This is a genomic window from Sinorhizobium sp. Y406 (assembly GCF_058732025.1).
This window is the reverse complement of the sequence record NZ_CM178975.1, coordinates 689,274-706,823: the sequence shown is the minus strand read 5'-3', so window position 1 is coordinate 706,823 and position 17,550 is coordinate 689,274. Positions and strand designations below refer to the sequence as shown.

The following is a 17,550-nucleotide window of genomic DNA, read 5'->3' as shown; positions in this document are numbered from 1 at the left end:
TCCATCACTCCGCGGCTTGTGTCTTGAGGGTTTGGGCGGACAGCATCGTTCGGGCGGCGCGCTTTGCCCGGATCGCTTCGAGATGCTCGGGAGCGGGGTTTGCGCCGCCTTCATAGGCCTCGAGAAAGTCCAGGAGTTCCTCGCGATAGGCGTAGTAATCGGGATGTGACAGGAGCTCCTTGCGCGAGCGGGGTCGCGGCAGGTTAACCTCCATGATATTGCCGATCCGGGCGTTCGGCCCATTCGACATCATCACCACTCGGTCGGCGAGCAGGATGGCCTCGTCGACGTCGTGGGTAACGCAGATCGCCGTCACCTGCGTGCGCTTCCACACATCCATCAGCACTTCCTGGAGTTCCCAGCGGGTCAGGCTGTCCAGCATGCCGAAGGGCTCATCGAGCAACAGCAGCTTCGGTGACAGCGCGAAGGCGCGGGCGATGCCGACCCGCTGTTTCATGCCGTTCGACAGATCGGCCGCCAGACGGTGCATCGCATCGCCCAATCCGACGCGCTGCAGGTAATATTCGACGACGTCGCGGCGCTCGGCAGGGGTCGCGTCCGGATAAACACGGTCGACGCCCAGCGCCACGTTCTCCCGGGCGGTCAGCCAGGGAAGCAGCGACGGTGCCTGGAACACCACCGCCCGGTCCGGTCCGGCGCCCGAGATCTCCCGACCGTCGAGAATGATGCCGCCGGAGGAGATCGGGTTGAGGCCGGCCATCATCGACAGTACGGTCGACTTTCCGCAGCCGGAATGGCCGATGATCGAGATGAATTCGCCCCTGTTCATCTTAAGGTCGAAGCCGTCGACGACGGTCAGCGGGCCCTTCGGCGTCGGATAGACCTTGCGAACCTCGAAGAACTCGACATAGCTCTTCTCGATCGCCGAATGCGCCTTGCGGGCATAGGCATCGGGCAGCTTGGGCGTCTTCTGCGTGATCGGGACCACGTTCGGCAGGGAAACGGCGCTGCCGTCCTCGGATTTGCGCTCGGTGCCGAGATCCATCAGATATTCGGTTACGGCAGCGCGCAGTCGGATGAACTCGGCATTGGAGTTCATTTCCGCGCGGTCGCGCGGCCGCGGCAGGTTCACCGCGAAGCTGGGGCCGAGCGTCGCCTTTGGGCCGGGCGTCAGCGGAATGATCCGGTCGGCGAGCAGGATCGCCTCATCGACGTCATTGGTGATGAGGATGATGGTCTTCTTCTCTTTCGACGAGATATCGGCGAACTCGTCTTGCAGCTTGGAACGGGTCAGTGCGTCGAGCGCCGACAGCGGCTCATCGAGCAACAGGACTTCCGGCTGCATCGCGAGGGCCCGGGCCACCGCGACGCGTTGGCGCATGCCGCCTGAAAGTTCCGCCGGTCGGCGTTCCGTCGCGTGAGAGAGACCGACCATGTCGATGTAATTCTGGATGATCACCTTCCGCTCGGCCTTGGATTTTCCGCCATGCACCGCATCGACCGCCAGGGCGACATTGGCGCGAACCGAGAGCCAGGGCATCAGCGAATAGGACTGGAAGACGACCCCGCGCTCCGGACCGGGACCGGTCACCTCCTTGTTGCGGAAGAGCACGGCGCCGCTGTCAGGTGCTGACAGGCCGGCAAGGAGGGAGATCAGCGTCGATTTCCCCGAGCCGGAAAAGCCGACGATCGCAATGAATTCGCCTTCCTCGACTTTGAGGTTCGCGCACGCAAGCACGTCGTTGCGAGACTTTCCCTCGCCAAAGGATTTCGAGACGTCGCTCAGTTCAAGAATGGTCACGCGTGCCTCCTACCGGTTCGACGAGAAGGTGAAGGCGGACTGCAGCGCGTACATCACGCGGTCCAGGATGAAGCCGATGATGCCGATCGTCAGCACCGCGACGATGATCCGCGCGAGCGAGTCGGAGGAGCCGTTCTGGAACTCGTCCCAGACGAACTTTCCGAGACCTGGATTCTGGGCGAGCATCTCGGCGGCGATCAGTACCATCCAGCCCACGCCGAGTGACAGCCTCAGGCCGGTGAAGATCAGGGGCAGGGCGGACGGCAGCACCAGCTTGCGGATGGTGGTCGCGGTCGAGAGCTGCAGCACCTTGCCGACATTGACCAGATCCTTGTCGATCGAGGCGACGCCGAGCGCCGTGTTGATCAGCGTCGGCCACAGCGAACAGAGGGTCACGGTCACCGCCGAGATCACCAGCGACTTCGGCAGGAGGTCCGAGGGATTTACGTAAAGGGCGGAGACGACCATGGTGACGATCGGCAGCCATGCCAGCGGCGAGACAGGTTTGAAAATCTGGATCAGCGGATTGATGGCGCCATTGATCGTTTTCGACAGGCCGGAGGCGATGCCGAGCGGCACGGCTACCAGCGTCGCGATCGCGAATCCGAGGCCGACGGTCAAAAGCGAGGTGGCAATCTGATCGAGATAGGTCGGCTTGCCGGTGAAGATGCGATGTTTCACCTGACCGGACTTGCCTTCGGCCACGAGCTTGGCGTTGCGCTCGTCCTGTCGGGCATAGAAGGCGTCGGCCTTGCGCCGTTCCGCGATATGGTCCTTGAGAAGCACGTTTGCCTGCGCCAACACCGCGGTCGGCCCCGGAATGGCGCCGAGCGATGTTTGCACTTTCGGCGCGAGGACGGCCCAGAGAGCGAGGAAGAACAGGATGCCGGCAAGCGGCACCAGAAGCGCCTTGCGGATCTCCGACATCTGTTCGGCGACGTTGTCGCCGGCCGCGATGCGCAGGATCGGGGTCACCCAGCCGAGGCCGAGCACGTTCAGCCAGCCGGCGGCTCTGTTGATCCGCTGGAACAGACGCTCTCGTCGCGCAAGTCGCGGGTCAGCTACGGTGATCGCTTGAGTCATGAATTCGTCTCATCTGTTGAAATTTGTGGGTCCAAGGGATGGCGGGCGCACCCCAGAAGGTCGCGCTCGCCCGCCGCATGTCAGCCGCCGACGACCTCCGAACCGGAGACGGTCTGGCCGCTCTTCAGCCCGATCTTGAGGGAGTCGATGTAGGCGTTCGGGGCCTTGGCATCGAAAGTGATGCCGTCGATGAAGTCGGAGGTCGGTGCCTTGTAGCCGTCGGTGCCGAAGGGGAAATCGGCCTTATCGGCGTTGCCCTCTTCGACCAGCATCTCCGCCGCCTTCATATAGACGTCCGGCAGGTAGACGGATTTGGCGGTCTCGGCGTACCACGCGTCGTCCTTGTGCTCGGCGATCTGGCCCCAGCGGCGCATCTGCGTCAGGTACCAGATGGCGTCCGAGTAGTAGGGATAGGTCGCGTAGTGGCGGAAGAAGACGTTGAAGTCCGGAACGTCGCGCTTGTCGCCCTTTTCATATTCGAAAGTGCCGGTCATCGAATTCGCGATGACCTCCGCGTCGGCGCCGACATATTCGCTGCGCGACAGGATTTCGACCGCTTCGGCCCTGTTGGCATTGTTGTTCTCGTCCAGCCACTCGGCGGCGCGAATGAGCGCCTTGGTCAGGGCGAGCGTCGTGTTCGGGTACTTCTCGGTGAACTCCTTCGTCAGCCCGAAGACCTTCTCCGGATTGTTCTTCCAGATCTCGTAGTCGGTGATGACCGGAACACCGATGCCCTTGAAGACGGCTGCCTGGTTCCACGGTTCGCCCACGCAATAGCCGACAATGGTGCCGGCTTCGAGGGTTGCCGGCATCTGCGGCGGCGGGGTCACCGAGAGCAGCGCATCGGCCTTGATCTGTCCCGAAACGTTTTCCGGCGAATAAAAGCCCGGATGGATATCGCCGGAAGCAAGCCAGTAGCGAAGTTCGTAATTATGAGTGGAGACCGGGAAGACCATGCCGAGATTGAACGGCTTGCCCTCGGCCTTGAACTGATCCACCACAGGCTTCAGCGCATCGGCCTTGATCGGGTGGACCGGCTTGCCGTCGTCGCCGAACGGAATGTGCTCCTTCATCATCGCCCAGACGTCGTTGGAGACGGTGATGCCGTTGCCATTCAGATCCATCGAGAAGGGCGTGACGATGTGGGCCTTGGTGCCGAAGCCGATCGTCGCGGCGAGCGGTTGGCCGGCCAGCATGTGCGCGCCGTCGAGTTCGCCGGTGATCACCCGGTCGAGCAGCACCTTCCAGTTTGCCTGCGGCTCCAGCGTGACGAAAAGGCCCTCGTCTTCGAAGAAGCCCTTTTCATAGGCGATCGCCAGCGGCGCCATGTCGGTGAGCTTGATAAAGCCGAGCTTCAGTTCGTCCTTTTCAAGTTCAAGCATTTCCGCTGCTGCGACAGAAGCCGTGCCGCTGTAGAGGCCAGCCACCATCGCGGCAACGATCGAACACTTCGCGAATCTGTCGATGGAACGTCTGCTCATGCTATTCTCCTGTCTGGCGGCGATGGGAAGTTCGCCTGTGGTTGCGATGTTTCAGGGAGCAAAAGAAAAGGCTGCCAAACCGAATCCAACGCTCCCCCTCGTTCAGAGCGTGATCCCGGTTTGGCAGCCTTGCCTTTAGCGCCCCTCATTGGACGCAAACTTTTTCGAGCCCCGCGGGGCACTATGCTTTTATCCATGCACGAACCGTGCCAGTTTCGCCAGCCAGCGGATTATCGCGGATTTTCAAAGGATTATAGGGTAGAGCCAAACAGAGCTCGGATGTTCTATAAGTCAGCGCTTGAGTAAATTTTGCGCAGTGCACAAAAATGGGGCAGGGAACGTTGGGCGGACTCAGCTTTGGCTCGCAAGATAGGCGTCGAGCCGGTCGGGGTCGAATATACGCCCGTCGAAAAAGCCATCGGGGCCGAGTACCAGTCCTTTTTCGGAGGCGCCGACGGGTGCCGCCGCGGTCAGCGCCCCTTCGACCTTCATGTTGGCGCCCGGCATTGGCGCGGAAATCGGCTTCAGTGCCTGTCGATAGATATCGGGCCGATAAGTGTCGCGCGCGCGCTCGGCCTGGGCGGGCGCGTGCTTTGCATGGCCCCAGCGAACCATCTGACTGTAGAACCAGAGTGCATGGCTCTGCCAGGGAAAGGTTGCCCCCTTGGCATGCGGCACGAAGAACTCCGGTATCGCATCGGTGGCGCCGTCGCCAAGCGCCAGATGCCCGGTCAGGATCGGCATCAGCCTTTCGCGTGGAAGGCCCAGGTGCTCGGATCCGCTCATCAGGGCGGCGAGTTCTTCGTGATTGGCGCTGTCGCCGCACCAGATCGAACTGCGGTAAAGCGCCCGCAGCAAGGCGTCCAGCGCCGGGCGGTTTTCCGCGGCGAATCGCGCCGAGACGCCCAGTACCTTTTCGGGGCTGAGGCGCCAGATCGACGCCTTGGTTGTGACAATGCGCCCCGCGCCGTCTGCAATGGCAACGCTGTTCCAGGGTTCGCCGGCGCAAAAGCCATCGATGGCTCCGGTTGCCAGCGCGTCTGCCATCAGGGGCGGTGGAACCACAACGATTTCGACATGCGTTTCCGGGTCGATACCGCAGGCCGCAAGCCAGTAGCGCAGCTCATAATTGTGGCCCGAGAAGGGGTGGACGACGGCAAAGCGCAGCGGCAACTCGCCTGCCGCACGGCGGTTCTCGACGACATGGCAAAGAGCTGTGCCGTTGGCGCTCGGATCGGTGCCGGGTCCGGCACCCTCGGCAAACATGCGCCCCCAAAGCTCACGTGAAACCGTGACCGCATTGCCCCCGAGACCGAGCGCGAAGGGTGCGACAAGCTCCAGCGACAGCGGTGTCAGGCCCAGGTTGGATGCAATCGGCATGGGTGCCAGCATATGCGCTGCCTGAAAGTGACCGACGGCGATCCGGTCGCGGATGTTCGCCCAGGACGTTTCCCGAACGAGTTGCACTGACAGGCCCTCGTCGCCGGCAAAGCCCTTCTCTACGGCGGCGATCAGGACCGCGCTGTCGAACAGCGGCATGTAACCAAGAGTGATGTCGGCGGTGGCAGCCATTCAAGGGTCCTCCAGCAATCCCGCCGCAAGCACAAGACTCTGTGCGATCTCGGCAATTTTGCGATTCTGGTTCATGGCGGTCGTGCGCAGGAGCTTGTAGGCCTCTTCTTCGCCGATGCCGCGCGATTTCATCAGGATACCCTTGGCGCGGTCGATCACCTTACGGTCCGCGAGCTCGCTGCGCGCTTCCGCGAGTTCACGCTCCATGCGAGAGAAGGCGTTGAATCGGCCGATCGCCATGTCGAGGATCGGCTTCACCCGCTCCTGCCGCAGCCCGTCGACCACATAGGCGGAGACGCCGGCATCGATCGCCGCCTCGATCATGCTGCTGTCGGAGCGGTCGACGAACATGGCGATGGGGCGCTTGACCGAGCGGGAGAGCTGAAACATGCTCTCCAGCAAATCGCGATTGGGGTTTTCCAGATCGATGACGATCACGTCCGGCTGCAGCCGTTCGATGACGCGCCCGACGCCATGGACGTCGTGAACGACGCTGACCCGGCTGTGGCCGGCATCGCGCAATCCGGCCTCAATGATCGAGGCACGGATGGCATTCTCGTCAATCACCAGAATGGTCAGGTCGCGATGAGTCATGCCGCATCATCATGCGGTGCAGCAATTTTCGCAATATGGCTGCCTAAATTATTTGCGTTTCCGAATATTGCATCAATTTGAGGCGAAATAGATCGGCGGCGACACGCAGGAGATGCGCGGTTCGCGGCCGATCTCCGGCGAGCGTGGCCAGCCTTATCGGTTCGTCGGTCTCACGCTGGCGTCCTTGTCCAGGGTTCATATCAAAGGGTCGCCAGAGTACGGTTTGGCACCCGGCCGCCATAGAGTTCCTGGATGTGAAGCTTGTGCTCCAGCGCCGCGATGACGGCGTCGCTGAAATCCACACCGACGATCGCCGCAATCTCGGGGAATCCGCCGGGTGTGAAGACGTTCACCTCCAGCACCTTGTCGCCGACAATGTCGAGACCGACCAGGAACATGCCGTCCTCTACGAGCTTGGGACGCAGCTTTTCGGCGATTGCCAGAACCTCCGGTGTGATGGCGGCGGCTTCAGGCGTTCCACTGGCATGAATGTTCGAGCGAACATCGCCCTTGGCCGGGACACGCCGAAAGCCGGCATACACGCCATCGCGCTCGAGGGGCCGCCCGTTCATGAGGAAGAGACGGATGTCACCGGCGACGGCATCCGGCAGAAAGCTCTGCGCTATCAGATATCCCCCATCGCTGGCGACCTCGAAGATCTGGTTCAGGTTGACCTCGTCCTTGGAGCCGATCTTGAAGACATTCTTGCCGCCGGAGCCTTGCAGGGGCTTCAGAACGACGCCGCGCGAATGGCTGTCGAGAAACGCCCGGATTTCCTCGATACTCCTGGAGATCAGCGTCGTCGGCCGTACGGCCTCAGGAAAGCCCTGGAAATAAAGCTTGTTCTGGGCAAGCGCCAGGCCTTCGGGGTCATTGAGGACGATGACGCCGCGCGCCGCCGCCAACCGTCCAAAGTTCGTGCCGACATAAACCGCCCAGGGGCGGCTGTCCGCATCTTCGGAGGGGTCGTTTCGCAGAAAAAGCACATCGATTTCGCGCAGGTCGATCGTGTCGATTTTCGCTTGTTTGCTCTGCAAGGCGCCAAGCAGTGTCTCCGGCTTCTTCGGTTTCGAGCCTTCCAGGGTCGTCGCGCGGATCAGCATGCTGTCATCCGGGCGCAGCACGAAATCTCCCGGCGTGACGTAGCAGACCTCGTGGCCGCGCGCGAGCGCGGCAAGCGCCAGCCACGTCGTCGTATAGTAAGGCGCCTCACCTTCAATGGAATTGACAAAAAAGGCGATGCGCATTAGCGGCTCCTATTGTTGCAACATGTCGAGCGGAGCCATTCCCGCATGCGCTCTGGCAAGCCGGGACGATGCTTCCGGATAATCGAGGAATATGGGATCGACCGACGGCGCCCCGAGCAGACCGCGTGCGTGCAGTTCCTGCATGACGCCGAAATGTGAAGCCGCGATTTTTCCCATCCAGAAAGGCTCCAGCGTTCCGCCGTCCGCCAGGTGGTCGAGAAGCTGCAGCAGTCCGCGCAGGTAGATCGCGTCCTTGACGAAACCCCCACCCCGATAGACGCGTAGGACGATGTTGAAGGCCTCCGTTTTCCGGAATCCATAATCCGCGACGAGGGCGCGATAGACTTCCGGCAGGGAGGCGCCGTCGAGCATGGCGGCGCTGGCAACCACGCGGGCAGCGATGAGACGAAGCCGTTCACCCGTCATGCCGCCCGACAGATATTCCGCAAAGACTGCAAGCCCCTCTTGCATGCCCTCGTACCCGGCGAGGCCCGAGCGAAACAGACGCAGGCCCTGAGCTGATCCGTTGACATAGGTCAGGAGGTGAACGCCGATCTCATGGCTGAGGAGAGGCTCGACACGGCCTGCAGCCATGACGGTGCTTCGGGCGATCAACAGCCTCTTGCCCGAAACCAGCAGTCCGGAGGGAAGGTCGTCCCGTACCTCGACGCAGGCTTCGAAGCCGTCGTAACGCCGCGCGTATTCGGCGATCATCTCGCGCGCACGCTTTTCGACGACATAGCAGTCCGCGCGCTGTTCGGCCCTTCGTGCGACATCCGAGACGACGCCCTGGCTTCGGGCGAGAATATCTCGCGCGGTCAGCAAAAGGCCAGGCTCCACCGGGCCATAAAGGGCACGGCCGAACTCAACGAACTTCGCGGTGTCCCGCGCCGACAGCATCGATAGTTGCAGATCGAGCTCCTGCTGCTTCTCGCGATAGAGCTGATAGAGCACGGGATCCTCGAGGTGCTCGAACGGGATCGAAAAGAGCTTCATTTTCGCGGCATCGACTTGCAGGACCAAGGGTCGGTAGAGGAAGCGCGGCGCGCGCTCGCAGTCGCTGGCCGCAAATTCGCTCCAGGCCGCTTCCGCGTTGATCGGTGTCACTGCCAGGAGGAAATCGAAAGTGGAAGCGACTTCATCGATACTCCGGTCAGTCCGGATCACTGCATCGACGAAGGCCTTCCTCCCAAGGGCGCGATGTGTCGAAAAAGTGAGGCTGCTCGTCGCTTCGGCGAAGGCCGCAAAGGCATGCAGGATAGCATCGTACACGTTGGCGATCAGGCGCTCGCGCACCTCCGGATAAATATTGCCGGATTCGCGTTGGCGGTAGATCGGTGCAAAGCACACGCGCATCATCGGGAAGGGGACCTCAAGCGTGTCATTTGCGTCGCTCCCGTATTCCGGCCAGTCGCGGAACTCGACCTGCGGCGTGCGGAATTTACCCTGGATGACCTCCACGGCATCGATAAATGCTCTCGCGGCTGTCTGGATGCTCCCTTTACTGCCTGCGACGACTTCGATCTTGAAAGGGGGGAGCAGCGGCGCCTTCTCGGTCAAGAGTTGATCGCGGGCGAACTCACCGACTTCGAGCACCATGAAATCACCAAAGCGGCGCTCGAGCAGCTTTCCAATGGCCATTACGACGGGCGTGGCGGCGGCGACATCGGGCGCGAGCAGATAGGACGCGTTCGCCTGGACTATTTCACGGGCGACGGGCTCTTCGTCTCCCGAGATATGGACGCAGAGAAAGGGCAGTGCCCGGTCGATATGGAGGCGGCCTCCGTCGGCAAGTTCCTTGCGCACGGCTTTGCCCGCTTGGATGGCGCTCAAGGCTTCATCAAGCCATTCCGGAGCGTCCGCACCCCTCGCGGCATTTGCATTCGCCAGCTTCATCGACGCGCCTCCAATTCGTCGAGCAGTATCGGCACGGCCGATCGAACGAGTCGCCTGAGCGCCGTGAGGACATCGCCCCGCGGCTCGCCGGTCCACTCATCCATGAAGACTTTCTTGAATTCGACCGCAATCGCACAGCCCGTGTTTGGAAAGTGCTCGTGGATGAAGCGTGTCTGCTCGCCCCGGCCCTGAAATGCGATGTTCTCGCGGACGTCCAATCGGCCGCCGGGAAAGTCGGAGGCGCGCAGCGCCTCCACCAGGCGATCCACCACAAATGACCATCTTCGCCGGTCCATGGAGAACGTGCCTATATTGATGTCAGGCGCCTCCGCCGGGAGCATAGGTTCCGATCCCGGGCCCGCCCGTCGATGATTGTAACTGTGCACATCGAGAACGACGAACCGTCCGTGGCAGCGCTCGACCCCGGCAAGGAACGAATGCAGCATCGCATAGTACTCGTCGTGCATGGCGAGGCATGCTTCGACGAGATCCCGCGGCGGTTCCGTCTTCCAGACCCTGAGGCCCCAAGCCTGTTCCGGACGCAGATAGACGGCGCCGCTTCGCGCCCGGTTGATGTCGACTTCAAACCGCGAGCGGTGAACGACGATCCGGTTCGGGATGTCGCGGATCAGGAACTCGGTGAACGGATCTTCCTCACGCCGACGTTCTGCTTCGGAAAGCGCAAACAGGCTTCGCACTGCGTCGCGAGCCATGTGCCCATTGTGAATGGCGGTTGCGACGACCGGCCAGTCGCCGCGGTGCTGCGTCCACCATTCGCTGGTGGCGGGCAACGCGAAAGCTGTTTTCGAATCTGCGGATGTCCTCGTCGCCATCGCAACCCCGTATCCGTTGCTGCACGGTTGGTCATGCAGCTACAATTCAAAACGGAGTTCTTCGGTTCCGAACGTCAACGGAGAGCGGTGCCGCTCTTCGCCAATACTGGAAGGCCCGGGCGGCACGCCGTTCTCCTCACGAGATTTCGATTTTACGGCCGCCGACTCCGACAATACACTGAAGGCTCGAATATCGCGGGAGGGTTGTCATGAAACGTCGGCTAGTATTCGTCGCAGCCGCATTAGCCTGTTCGGTCCTCGCAGCCCGCGCCCAGGACACGTCGATGAGCTTCTTCGTCACCAGCGTCAACCCAGGCGAGGGCGGGGACCTCGGAGGCCTTCCGGGCGCAGACGCCCATTGTAGCGCGCTGGCGGCGGCCAGTGGTTCGACAGGCAAGACCTGGAGAGCCTATCTCTCCACTGACCGTGAGAATGCCAAGGATCGCATTGGCACAGGACCCTGGTACAACGCCAAGGGTGAAAGGATTGCCGATGATGTTGCCTCGCTGCATGGCGGTGGCAACAACATATCCAAGCAGACGGCACTCAACGAAAAAGGAGAAGTCATCCCCGGCCGCGGTGACAACCCGAACCGCCACGACATTCTGACGGGCTCACTGCCCGATGGAACGGCGGCGCCGGAAACGTGCGGCAACTGGACGATGGGCGGCGCGGAAGGCGCAGCGATCGTGGGCCACAGCGACCGCACCGGCTTGGACGACTCGGCTGCCGCCAAGTCGTGGAACTCGTCCCATTCGACGCGTGGCGGCTGTACGCTGGAAGCGTTCAGGAGCACCGGCGGAGACGGTCTATTCTACTGCTTCGCTGCCAATTAAGATCTTACCATCGTGGGAACCACCCGAGCGGTAAAACCGCCGCCGCGAAGCTCCAAGTCCAATGCGCAGCGTCAACTACATTTCCTGAAGTCGCGTCCAGAGACTTGTCGCATTGAACGTCCATCCCTGCCTCGAGGCGTCCGCTCCCGACAGAAGAGACAGCTCCTTCAACAGCTCCAGAGCGTCCGCGTGCTTCTGGTCGACATATCCGGCGCGCAGCAACGCTGCCAGAGCTTCGCGATCCGCATGCGGGAGGCTTGCGCCTGCGATGATGGTGGGCCAGGTTCGCTCCTTGTAGAAGAGCTTGGCAGCGGCGTCTTCGATCGCCGATGCGTGCTTTGCCGAAATGGTCTGCCGCTCTGCGAGGCGCCGCAGTGTCGCCCGGACGTTGACGAGGGGAAGGGTGAGCGGCGCGTAGCCGAGCTCTTGCGGAGCATGCAGCAACGCCACGTCGGAATCGTCCACAGTCCCGCCCGCTGCGTATTCGCCGTAAATCGCGCCGATCCCAATCATGCCGAAGGCGGCGCATTCGGCAGCGCGCAGGGCTCCCATGCTCGCTGCGCCAAGGACGGCAATGCCTTGCGACAGAGCGAAAAGGATCTCCTTGTGCCAGACCGGCGCGACACGCTCGAAAATGCCGTCGATAATGCCGATCGCGGTGGTACCGTCGCGCACGGCGCGCAATATGTCGCCCTGCCGGGCAGGCGGACGAATGACGAGCGCCTCACCGGCCATTTCCGAGGCATCGGGAACCGTAGGACCGACGAAGACGACTTTCATGCGGGCAACGGCGTCATGCCGGTTCGGGCATATGCTGCAACGTATCGTTGATGCGGCAGTCGCGTGATGTCGAACGGCAAGGCACGAGGTGGCCCGACTTGTCCGCGCCTTGCGTCGGCGGTACTCGGTCCTTTCCAGGCCGCCACAACCGACGACCGTCAGCTGTGCAGGGATTCGCTGTGGTGCGCCCCGGGTGGAAGTTGCTCCGCCTCCGGCGTGTTCGCCATAGCGGCAACGAGCGAGATGATCTTTTTCCGCAGGACCGGATCGGCGATCTTCAGGAAAGCTCTGTTGAGGGCGATGCCCTCGCGCGATGCGACGAAAGAGGAAATCTCCTGCGATTCCTGGATATCGGCAGGGGCTTCGCGCGCCTGGGTCTTGTCGTCCTCCTGGAAAAAGAAGCTCGGATGCACGCCAAGGATGTCGGCAATCGCCTGCAGCCGGCTTGCGCCGACGCGGTTTGTGCCCTTCTCGTATTTCTGCACCTGCTGGAAAGTGATGCCCAGGCCGTCGGCAAGTTTTTCCTGGCTCAGTCCGACCATCAATCGGCGCATTCGCACGCGCGAACCGACGAAGACATCGATCGGATTGGGATCCTTCTTCATCTGCTATTCTCCTTGCAAGCTCGATTACCTACTCGATTACCTATAGGTGTAGTCTTGAATCCAAATGTGCTTGAATCGCGGCGACCATGCAATCTTTGCGCGCCAATTTCTGCAGCTGAAATGCCTTTTTCTTCCGTATTGCCCAGCATTTTTCGCGCGACCACCATCGGTTGCTCGCGCCATAACCGGTTTCGCTGCCGTCGCGCGGTTCGCCGAGACAAAGGGCGGAGGTCGTCTGTCAGCGGCGGATGAGGTCGGCACCTGCCGAAGCAAGCGCGGCGACGCCGAACCCGATCAGGATGAGCCCTGAAAACCGAGACGTCCACGCGGCGAAACGCTCGGGCAGCTTCGCTCGAGCAAACGCAACGCCGCCGCTCAAGGCGAACCACCAGGCAAGCGAGCCGAGAAAGACGCCGGCCACAACGATCGCCGTATTCATTCTGTCGCCGATCGCGGCAAGGCCGAGACCCGCGAAGATCGCAGCGAAGGACAGGATGGTGGTCGGGTTTCCCATCGTCAGCAGAAAGGTTGCCGCCACCATGCGGGCGAGACCGCGGCTGCCCACCTCGACAGCCGTGGCCGTTGGCGTCGGCCTCAGACCGCGCCAGCCGAGCCAGAGCATGAAGAGGCCGCCGATGAGTCCGAGCGGAACCGAAAGCGTCGCAAGCGTCGCTGCGAAGGCGGCAAATCCTGCCGCCGCGAGCATGGCATAGGTGGCGTCGGCGAGTGCGGTACCAAGTCCGCCTGCTACGCCGGCCCAGAAGCCGCGCTCCAGCGTACGATTGATGCAGAGCAAGCCGATCGGGCCAAGCGGCGCGGCGATCGCAACTCCAAGCACCAGCCCTTTTACGAAAAGCATGAGGGTCATGTTCACCCTCGCTTCGGGTCTTCGCCGCCCGGTAAGGTGAGGGTGTTTTCCGCGACGGTTGAGAGGGCGATCACCGTTTCGCTGCGGCCGATGAAACGGCGCGCCTTCAATTCCCCGAGAAAGGGTTCGATGTCGCCAAGCGTCGGCATGCGGACCTTGACGCAATAGGACCATCCGCCGGTGACATGATGGCACTCCGCGACCGCCGGATGGCCAGCTATGAATCTGCGAAATTCAGTCTCGTCGGCGTCGGCGGAAAGAGCGATCCAGACGAAGGCAAGCACGTCGAACCCCAGCGACCGGTGATCGACTTCGAGCGTGAAACCGCGGATGACGCCGCCAGCCACGAGGCGGCGGATGCGCTCGTTGACCGCCGAGGGGGAAAGGGCGACCGTCGCGCCGATTTCCGTTAACGAGGTCCGCGCATCTGCGCTGAGTATGCCAACGATTTTTCTGTCAGTTGCATCCATTGCCAAAAAATAGTTGGTTTCTCCCCTATTGTACAGAAGATCTGACGGGCGACGATCGGTGGCCCGGGCGCTGGCGGGCACTGAAGCAGGCGACGGCGGAGCAGCGTCTTGCTGTTGGCGCCGGGTTCTTCTTTGCAGATCGTGCTTGGCGGGCCAGCTCTTTGGAAGGAAATTAGCCGTCAGCGATGTTATCGTTCGCGACAAAGCCGCGCGGCGTTATCATGGACCGCTGCAGCATGTTGAATTGCAGCACGGTTCGGCCACCCGGGTGAGGAGATTATCGCCGGGTTGCCAAAGGAGGAGGACGGGATGTTTCAAGGTGGATTGAACTTCGCACTCGGCGAGGAGATCGACGCATTGCGCGACAGCGTTCGCCGCTTCGCTGCCGAGCGCATCGCACCGCTGGCGGACGAGGCCGACCGCAACAATGCCTTCCCTGCCCCGCTCTGGCGCCAGATGGGCGAGATGGGGCTGCTCGGTATTACGGCGGACGAGTCGTATGGCGGTGCCGGCCTTGGCTACCTTGCCCATTGCGTGGCGATGGAAGAGATCAGCCGCGCTTCCGCCTCGGTGGGCCTGAGCTATGGCGCCCATTCCAATCTCTGCATCAACCAGATCAACCGCAACGGCACCCCGCCGCAGAAAGCGAAATATCTGCCGAAATTGATTTCGGGTGAGCATGTCGGGGCGCTGGCCATGTCCGAACCGGGCGCCGGTTCGGATGTCGTATCCATGAAGCTTAGGGCCGAAAAGCGCGGCGACCGCTTCATTCTGAATGGCAGCAAGATGTGGATCACCAACGGCCCCGACGCCGATGTGCTGGTGGTCTATGCCAAGACCGATCCGGCGGCCGGACCGCGCGGCATCAGCGCCTTCCTGGTCGAAAAGACCTTTCCCGGTTTCTCGACCGGCCAGAAGCTCGACAAGCTCGGCATGCGCGGTTCGAACACTTCGGAGCTCATCTTCAGGGACTGCGAGGTTCCGGAAGAAAACGTGCTCGGCAAGATCGGTGAGGGTGTCAAGGTGTTGATGTCGGGCCTCGACTACGAGCGGGTTGTTCTCTCAGCAGGTCCGCTCGGCATCATGGCCGCTTGCCTCGATGTCGTCGTCCCCTATCTCCATGAACGCACGCAGTTCGGTCAACCGATCGGCGAGTTTCAGTTGATGCAGGGAAAGCTTGCCGACATGTATGTGACACTGAACGCCGCACGCGCCTATGTCTATGCGGTAGCGGCCGCCTGCGACCGCGGCGAGACGGCGCGCAAGGATGCCGCGGGGTGCATTCTCTACGCGGCGGAGAGGGCGACTTTTATGGCGCTTGAGGCGATCCAGGCGCTTGGCGGTAACGGCTACACCAACGACTTTCCGGCCGGCCGGCTGCTGCGCGACGCGAAGCTTTACGAGATCGGCGCCGGCACCAGCGAAATCCGCCGCATGCTGATCGGCCGGGAGCTCTTTGCCGAAACGAAATAGCGGGGCGGAGCGAAAGGATAGGTCTGGGGGGACCATGACAATATTGCGATCGCAAATCTCGCCATCCTCGGATGTGTTCAGGGCAAATCGCGCCGCCATGGCGGAGGCGATCTCGACCGTCGAGGAGGCGGTGCGGCTCGCCGCTGCCGGGGGCGGGGAGGCGGCGCGCGAACGCCATGTCAGCCGAGGCAAGATCCTGCCGCGGGACCGGATTGCATCGCTGATCGACCCTGCGACGCCCTTTCTCGAGATCGGCGCGACCGCCGCGCACGGCATGTATAACGGCGACGCACCCGGTGCCGGGCTGATCTCCGGCATCGGCCGTATCTCCGGCCGCGAATGCATGGTCGTCTGCAACGATCCGACCGTCAAAGGCGGCACCTATTATCCGATGACGGTGAAAAAGCATTTGAGGGCGCAGGAGATCGCGGCCGAGAACCGTCTCCCTTGCGTGTATCTCGTCGATTCCGGCGGTGCCAACCTGCCGAACCAGGACGAGGTCTTTCCCGATCGCGATCACTTCGGCCGGATATTCTACAACCAGGCGAACATGTCTGCGGCCGGCATTCCCCAGGTCGCAGTGGTGATGGGCTCCTGCACGGCCGGGGGCGCTTACGTGCCGGCCATGTCGGACGAGACGATCATCGTCGAGGGGCAGGGCACGATCTTTCTCGCTGGTCCGCCGCTTGTGCGCGCAGCAACGGGAGAGATTGTCTCAGCCGAGGATCTTGGCGGTGCCGATGTGCATACGCGTCTCTCCGGCGTTGCCGATCACCTCGCCCGCGACGACGCGCATGCGCTGGCGCTTGCGCGCCGCGTCATTTCCGCATTGAACCGCGAAAAGCCCTGGACGGTGGAACTGCGCGCGCCTGAGCCGCCGCTCTACGATCCGGGCGAAATCGCCGGTATCGTCCCCGCCGATGTGAGGACGCCCTATGAGATTCGCGAGGTTATCGCCCGTATCGTGGACGGTTCGCGCTTCGACGAGTTCAAGGGGCGTTTCGGAACCACGCTCGTCTGCGGTTTCGCCCATGTCCACGGCATGCCGGTCGGCATCATCGCCAATAACGGCGTCCTGTTCTCCGAATCGGCACTGAAAGGCGCGCATTTCGTGGAACTCTGCGGGCAGCGCCGCATTCCGCTCGTCTTCCTGCAGAACATCACCGGCTTCATGGTCGGGCGCAAGTACGAGACCGAGGGCATCGCCAAGCACGGGGCCAAGCTGGTGACGGCCGTCGCGACCGTCAAGGTGCCGAAGATCACCATGCTCGTCGGCGGCTCGTTCGGGGCCGGCAATTACGGCATGTGCGGCCGGGCCTTTTCGCCGCGCTTCCTCTGGACCTGGCCGAACAGCCGCATCTCCGTCATGGGCGGCGAACAGGCGGCGGGAGTACTCTCGACCGTGCGCGGCGAAGCGTTGCGTCGGGCCGGCACCCCTTGGAGCGACGAGGAGGAAGCACGTTTCCGCAAACCCGTTCTCGATCTTTTTGAACGCCAAAGCCATCCGCTTTATGCCTCGGCGCGTCTTTGGGACGATGGCGTCATCGATCCGCGCAAGAGCCGCGAGGTTCTGGCCCTGTCGCTCTCGGCGGCGCTGAATGCGCCGATCGAGGAGACGCGTTTCGGCTTGTTCAGAATGTAGGTTATGGAAGGGTCGGGGATGAAACGGGACAATATCAATGCCATGAATGCGCCGCAGCCTCGCGGCGGCTATTCGCAGGCGGTCAGCATCGAGAACTTCCGCCGGCTGCTCTTTGTCAGCGGCCAGATCCCGATGACATCGGACGATGCCGTGCCGGAGGGGTTTGACGCCCAGGCGCGCCAGGTGTGGCTCAACGTTGATGCGCAGTTGAAGGCCGCTGGCATGCCCAAGACCGATGTCGTGAAGGTGACGACCTATCTCGCCGACAGGCAGCACACCGTCGAGAACCGGGAGATCCGCAACGAGTATCTCGGCACCCTGGCGCCGGCGATGACGGTCGTGGTCACCGGTATTTTCGATTCGGCCTGGCTGCTCGAGGTCGAAGTGGTGGCGGCGCAGTGAAGCGGA

16 protein-coding genes are annotated in these 17,550 nt (G+C 62.3%); 4 read left to right on the top strand and 12 right to left on the bottom strand.

Annotated features, from left to right (window positions below; translation table 11 throughout):
• Window positions 1-4: 4 nt before the first annotated feature.
• The 8 genes from AC4P1R_RS20210 to AC4P1R_RS20175 all read right to left on the bottom strand — a co-directional run bounded on the left by AC4P1R_RS20210 (window position 5) and on the right by AC4P1R_RS20175 (window position 10,468).
• Complete coding sequence (locus AC4P1R_RS20210) at window positions 5-1,762, bottom strand: ABC transporter ATP-binding protein (protein WP_151613775.1); 1,758 nt, start codon at window positions 1,760-1,762, stop codon at window positions 5-7.
• Window positions 1,763-1,771: 9 nt separating this feature from the next.
• The gene (locus AC4P1R_RS20205; protein ID WP_069457163.1) at window positions 1,772-2,845 is read right to left on the bottom strand and encodes an ABC transporter permease; all 1,074 of its coding nucleotides are present in this window, start codon (window positions 2,843-2,845) and stop codon (window positions 1,772-1,774) included.
• Window positions 2,846-2,925: 80 nt separating this feature from the next.
• On the bottom strand, window positions 2,926-4,275 hold the full coding sequence (locus AC4P1R_RS20200) for a CmpA/NrtA family ABC transporter substrate-binding protein (RefSeq protein WP_492178797.1): 1,350 nt from the start codon (window positions 4,273-4,275) through the stop codon (window positions 2,926-2,928).
• A gap of 402 nt (window positions 4,276-4,677) precedes the next feature.
• Window positions 4,678-5,898, bottom strand: coding sequence for a CmpA/NrtA family ABC transporter substrate-binding protein (locus AC4P1R_RS20195; RefSeq protein WP_492178534.1), 1,221 nt, complete (start codon window positions 5,896-5,898; stop codon window positions 4,678-4,680).
• Window positions 5,899-6,492, bottom strand: a complete 594-nt coding sequence (locus tag AC4P1R_RS20190; RefSeq protein ID WP_069457165.1) for an ANTAR domain-containing response regulator — start codon at window positions 6,490-6,492, stop codon at window positions 5,899-5,901.
• A 200-nt stretch (window positions 6,493-6,692) separates the two neighbouring features.
• Window positions 6,693-7,739: a glutathione synthase gene (locus AC4P1R_RS20185; protein ID WP_151613773.1), complete on the bottom strand. Its 1,047-nt coding sequence runs from the start codon at window positions 7,737-7,739 to the stop codon at window positions 6,693-6,695.
• 9 nt (window positions 7,740-7,748) lie between these two features.
• Window positions 7,749-9,635, bottom strand: a complete 1,887-nt coding sequence (locus AC4P1R_RS20180; protein ID WP_151613772.1) for a flavohemoglobin expression-modulating QEGLA motif protein — start codon at window positions 9,633-9,635, stop codon at window positions 7,749-7,751.
• On the bottom strand, window positions 9,632-10,468 hold the full coding sequence (locus AC4P1R_RS20175) for an N-formylglutamate amidohydrolase (protein ID WP_151613771.1): 837 nt from the start codon (window positions 10,466-10,468) through the stop codon (window positions 9,632-9,634). Before AC4P1R_RS20175 ends, AC4P1R_RS20180 begins: the two co-directional genes overlap by 4 nt.
• 209 nt (window positions 10,469-10,677) lie before the next feature.
• On the opposite strand from AC4P1R_RS20175, the gene AC4P1R_RS20170 reads away from it, so the two are divergent.
• Window positions 10,678-11,304 (top strand): hypothetical protein, encoded by a 627-nt coding sequence (locus AC4P1R_RS20170; protein WP_069457169.1) that lies wholly within the window; start codon window positions 10,678-10,680, stop codon window positions 11,302-11,304.
• Window positions 11,305-11,379: 75 nt separating this feature from the next.
• Here the strand turns inward: AC4P1R_RS20170 and AC4P1R_RS20165 are convergent, their stop codons facing one another.
• From AC4P1R_RS20165 to AC4P1R_RS20150, 4 genes are all read right to left on the bottom strand, one after another.
• Entirely contained in the window at window positions 11,380-12,084 is a 705-nt protein-coding gene (locus AC4P1R_RS20165) for a TfuA-like protein (protein WP_492178532.1), read from the bottom strand.
• A gap of 158 nt (window positions 12,085-12,242) precedes the next feature.
• The gene (locus tag AC4P1R_RS20160) at window positions 12,243-12,689 is read right to left on the bottom strand and encodes a helix-turn-helix domain-containing protein (protein ID WP_492178531.1); all 447 of its coding nucleotides are present in this window, start codon (window positions 12,687-12,689) and stop codon (window positions 12,243-12,245) included.
• 238 nt (window positions 12,690-12,927) lie between these two features.
• The gene (locus tag AC4P1R_RS20155; protein ID WP_192803830.1) at window positions 12,928-13,557 is read right to left on the bottom strand and encodes a LysE family translocator; all 630 of its coding nucleotides are present in this window, start codon (window positions 13,555-13,557) and stop codon (window positions 12,928-12,930) included.
• Window positions 13,558-13,559: 2 nt separating this feature from the next.
• The gene (locus tag AC4P1R_RS20150) at window positions 13,560-14,027 is read right to left on the bottom strand and encodes an Lrp/AsnC family transcriptional regulator (protein ID WP_492178530.1); all 468 of its coding nucleotides are present in this window, start codon (window positions 14,025-14,027) and stop codon (window positions 13,560-13,562) included.
• Window positions 14,028-14,336: 309 nt separating this feature from the next.
• Here AC4P1R_RS20150 and AC4P1R_RS20145 point away from each other — a divergent pair, with 309 nt between their 5' ends.
• Genes AC4P1R_RS20145 through AC4P1R_RS20135 form a run of 3 tightly spaced genes read left to right on the top strand, consistent with a single transcriptional unit; the run spans window position 14,337 to window position 17,544 of the window.
• A complete protein-coding gene (locus AC4P1R_RS20145; protein WP_151613769.1) occupies window positions 14,337-15,500 on the top strand; it encodes an isovaleryl-CoA dehydrogenase in 1,164 nt (387 codons plus the stop codon).
• 34 nt (window positions 15,501-15,534) lie between these two features.
• Window positions 15,535-17,142: a carboxyl transferase domain-containing protein gene (locus tag AC4P1R_RS20140; RefSeq protein ID WP_069457175.1), complete on the top strand. Its 1,608-nt coding sequence runs from the start codon at window positions 15,535-15,537 to the stop codon at window positions 17,140-17,142.
• A gap of 18 nt (window positions 17,143-17,160) precedes the next feature.
• Window positions 17,161-17,544: a RidA family protein gene (locus AC4P1R_RS20135; RefSeq protein ID WP_492178528.1), complete on the top strand. Its 384-nt coding sequence runs from the start codon at window positions 17,161-17,163 to the stop codon at window positions 17,542-17,544.
• Window positions 17,545-17,550 lie beyond the last annotated feature (6 nt).

What these genes read in the sequence shown, in the direction of transcription:
- AC4P1R_RS20205 (WP_069457163.1), bottom strand. Translation starts at nt 2,845, where the DNA reads ATGACTCAAGCGATCACCGTAGCTGACCCGCGACTTGCGCGACGAGAG.
- AC4P1R_RS20200 (WP_492178797.1), bottom strand. Translation starts at nt 4,275, where the DNA reads ATGGTGGCTGGCCTCTACAGCGGCACGGCTTCTGTCGCAGCAGCGGAA.
- AC4P1R_RS20195 (WP_492178534.1), bottom strand. Translation starts at nt 5,898, where the DNA reads ATGGCTGCCACCGCCGACATCACTCTTGGTTACATGCCGCTGTTCGAC.
- AC4P1R_RS20190 (WP_069457165.1), bottom strand. Translation starts at nt 6,492, where the DNA reads ATGACTCATCGCGACCTGACCATTCTGGTGATTGACGAGAATGCCATC.
- AC4P1R_RS20185 (WP_151613773.1), bottom strand. Translation starts at nt 7,739, where the DNA reads ATGCGCATCGCCTTTTTTGTCAATTCCATTGAAGGTGAGGCGCCTTAC.
- AC4P1R_RS20180 (WP_151613772.1), bottom strand. Translation starts at nt 9,635, where the DNA reads ATGAAGCTGGCGAATGCAAATGCCGCGAGGGGTGCGGACGCTCCGGAA.
- AC4P1R_RS20175 (WP_151613771.1), bottom strand. Translation starts at nt 10,468, where the DNA reads ATGGCGACGAGGACATCCGCAGATTCGAAAACAGCTTTCGCGTTGCCC.
- AC4P1R_RS20170 (WP_069457169.1), top strand. Translation starts at nt 10,678, where the DNA reads ATGAAACGTCGGCTAGTATTCGTCGCAGCCGCATTAGCCTGTTCGGTC.
- AC4P1R_RS20165 (WP_492178532.1), bottom strand. Translation starts at nt 12,084, where the DNA reads ATGAAAGTCGTCTTCGTCGGTCCTACGGTTCCCGATGCCTCGGAAATG.
- AC4P1R_RS20160 (WP_492178531.1), bottom strand. Translation starts at nt 12,689, where the DNA reads ATGAAGAAGGATCCCAATCCGATCGATGTCTTCGTCGGTTCGCGCGTG.
- AC4P1R_RS20155 (WP_192803830.1), bottom strand. Translation starts at nt 13,557, where the DNA reads ATGACCCTCATGCTTTTCGTAAAAGGGCTGGTGCTTGGAGTTGCGATC.
- AC4P1R_RS20150 (WP_492178530.1), bottom strand. Translation starts at nt 14,027, where the DNA reads ATGGATGCAACTGACAGAAAAATCGTTGGCATACTCAGCGCAGATGCG.
- AC4P1R_RS20145 (WP_151613769.1), top strand. Translation starts at nt 14,337, where the DNA reads ATGTTTCAAGGTGGATTGAACTTCGCACTCGGCGAGGAGATCGACGCA.
- AC4P1R_RS20140 (WP_069457175.1), top strand. Translation starts at nt 15,535, where the DNA reads ATGACAATATTGCGATCGCAAATCTCGCCATCCTCGGATGTGTTCAGG.
- AC4P1R_RS20135 (WP_492178528.1), top strand. Translation starts at nt 17,161, where the DNA reads ATGAAACGGGACAATATCAATGCCATGAATGCGCCGCAGCCTCGCGGC.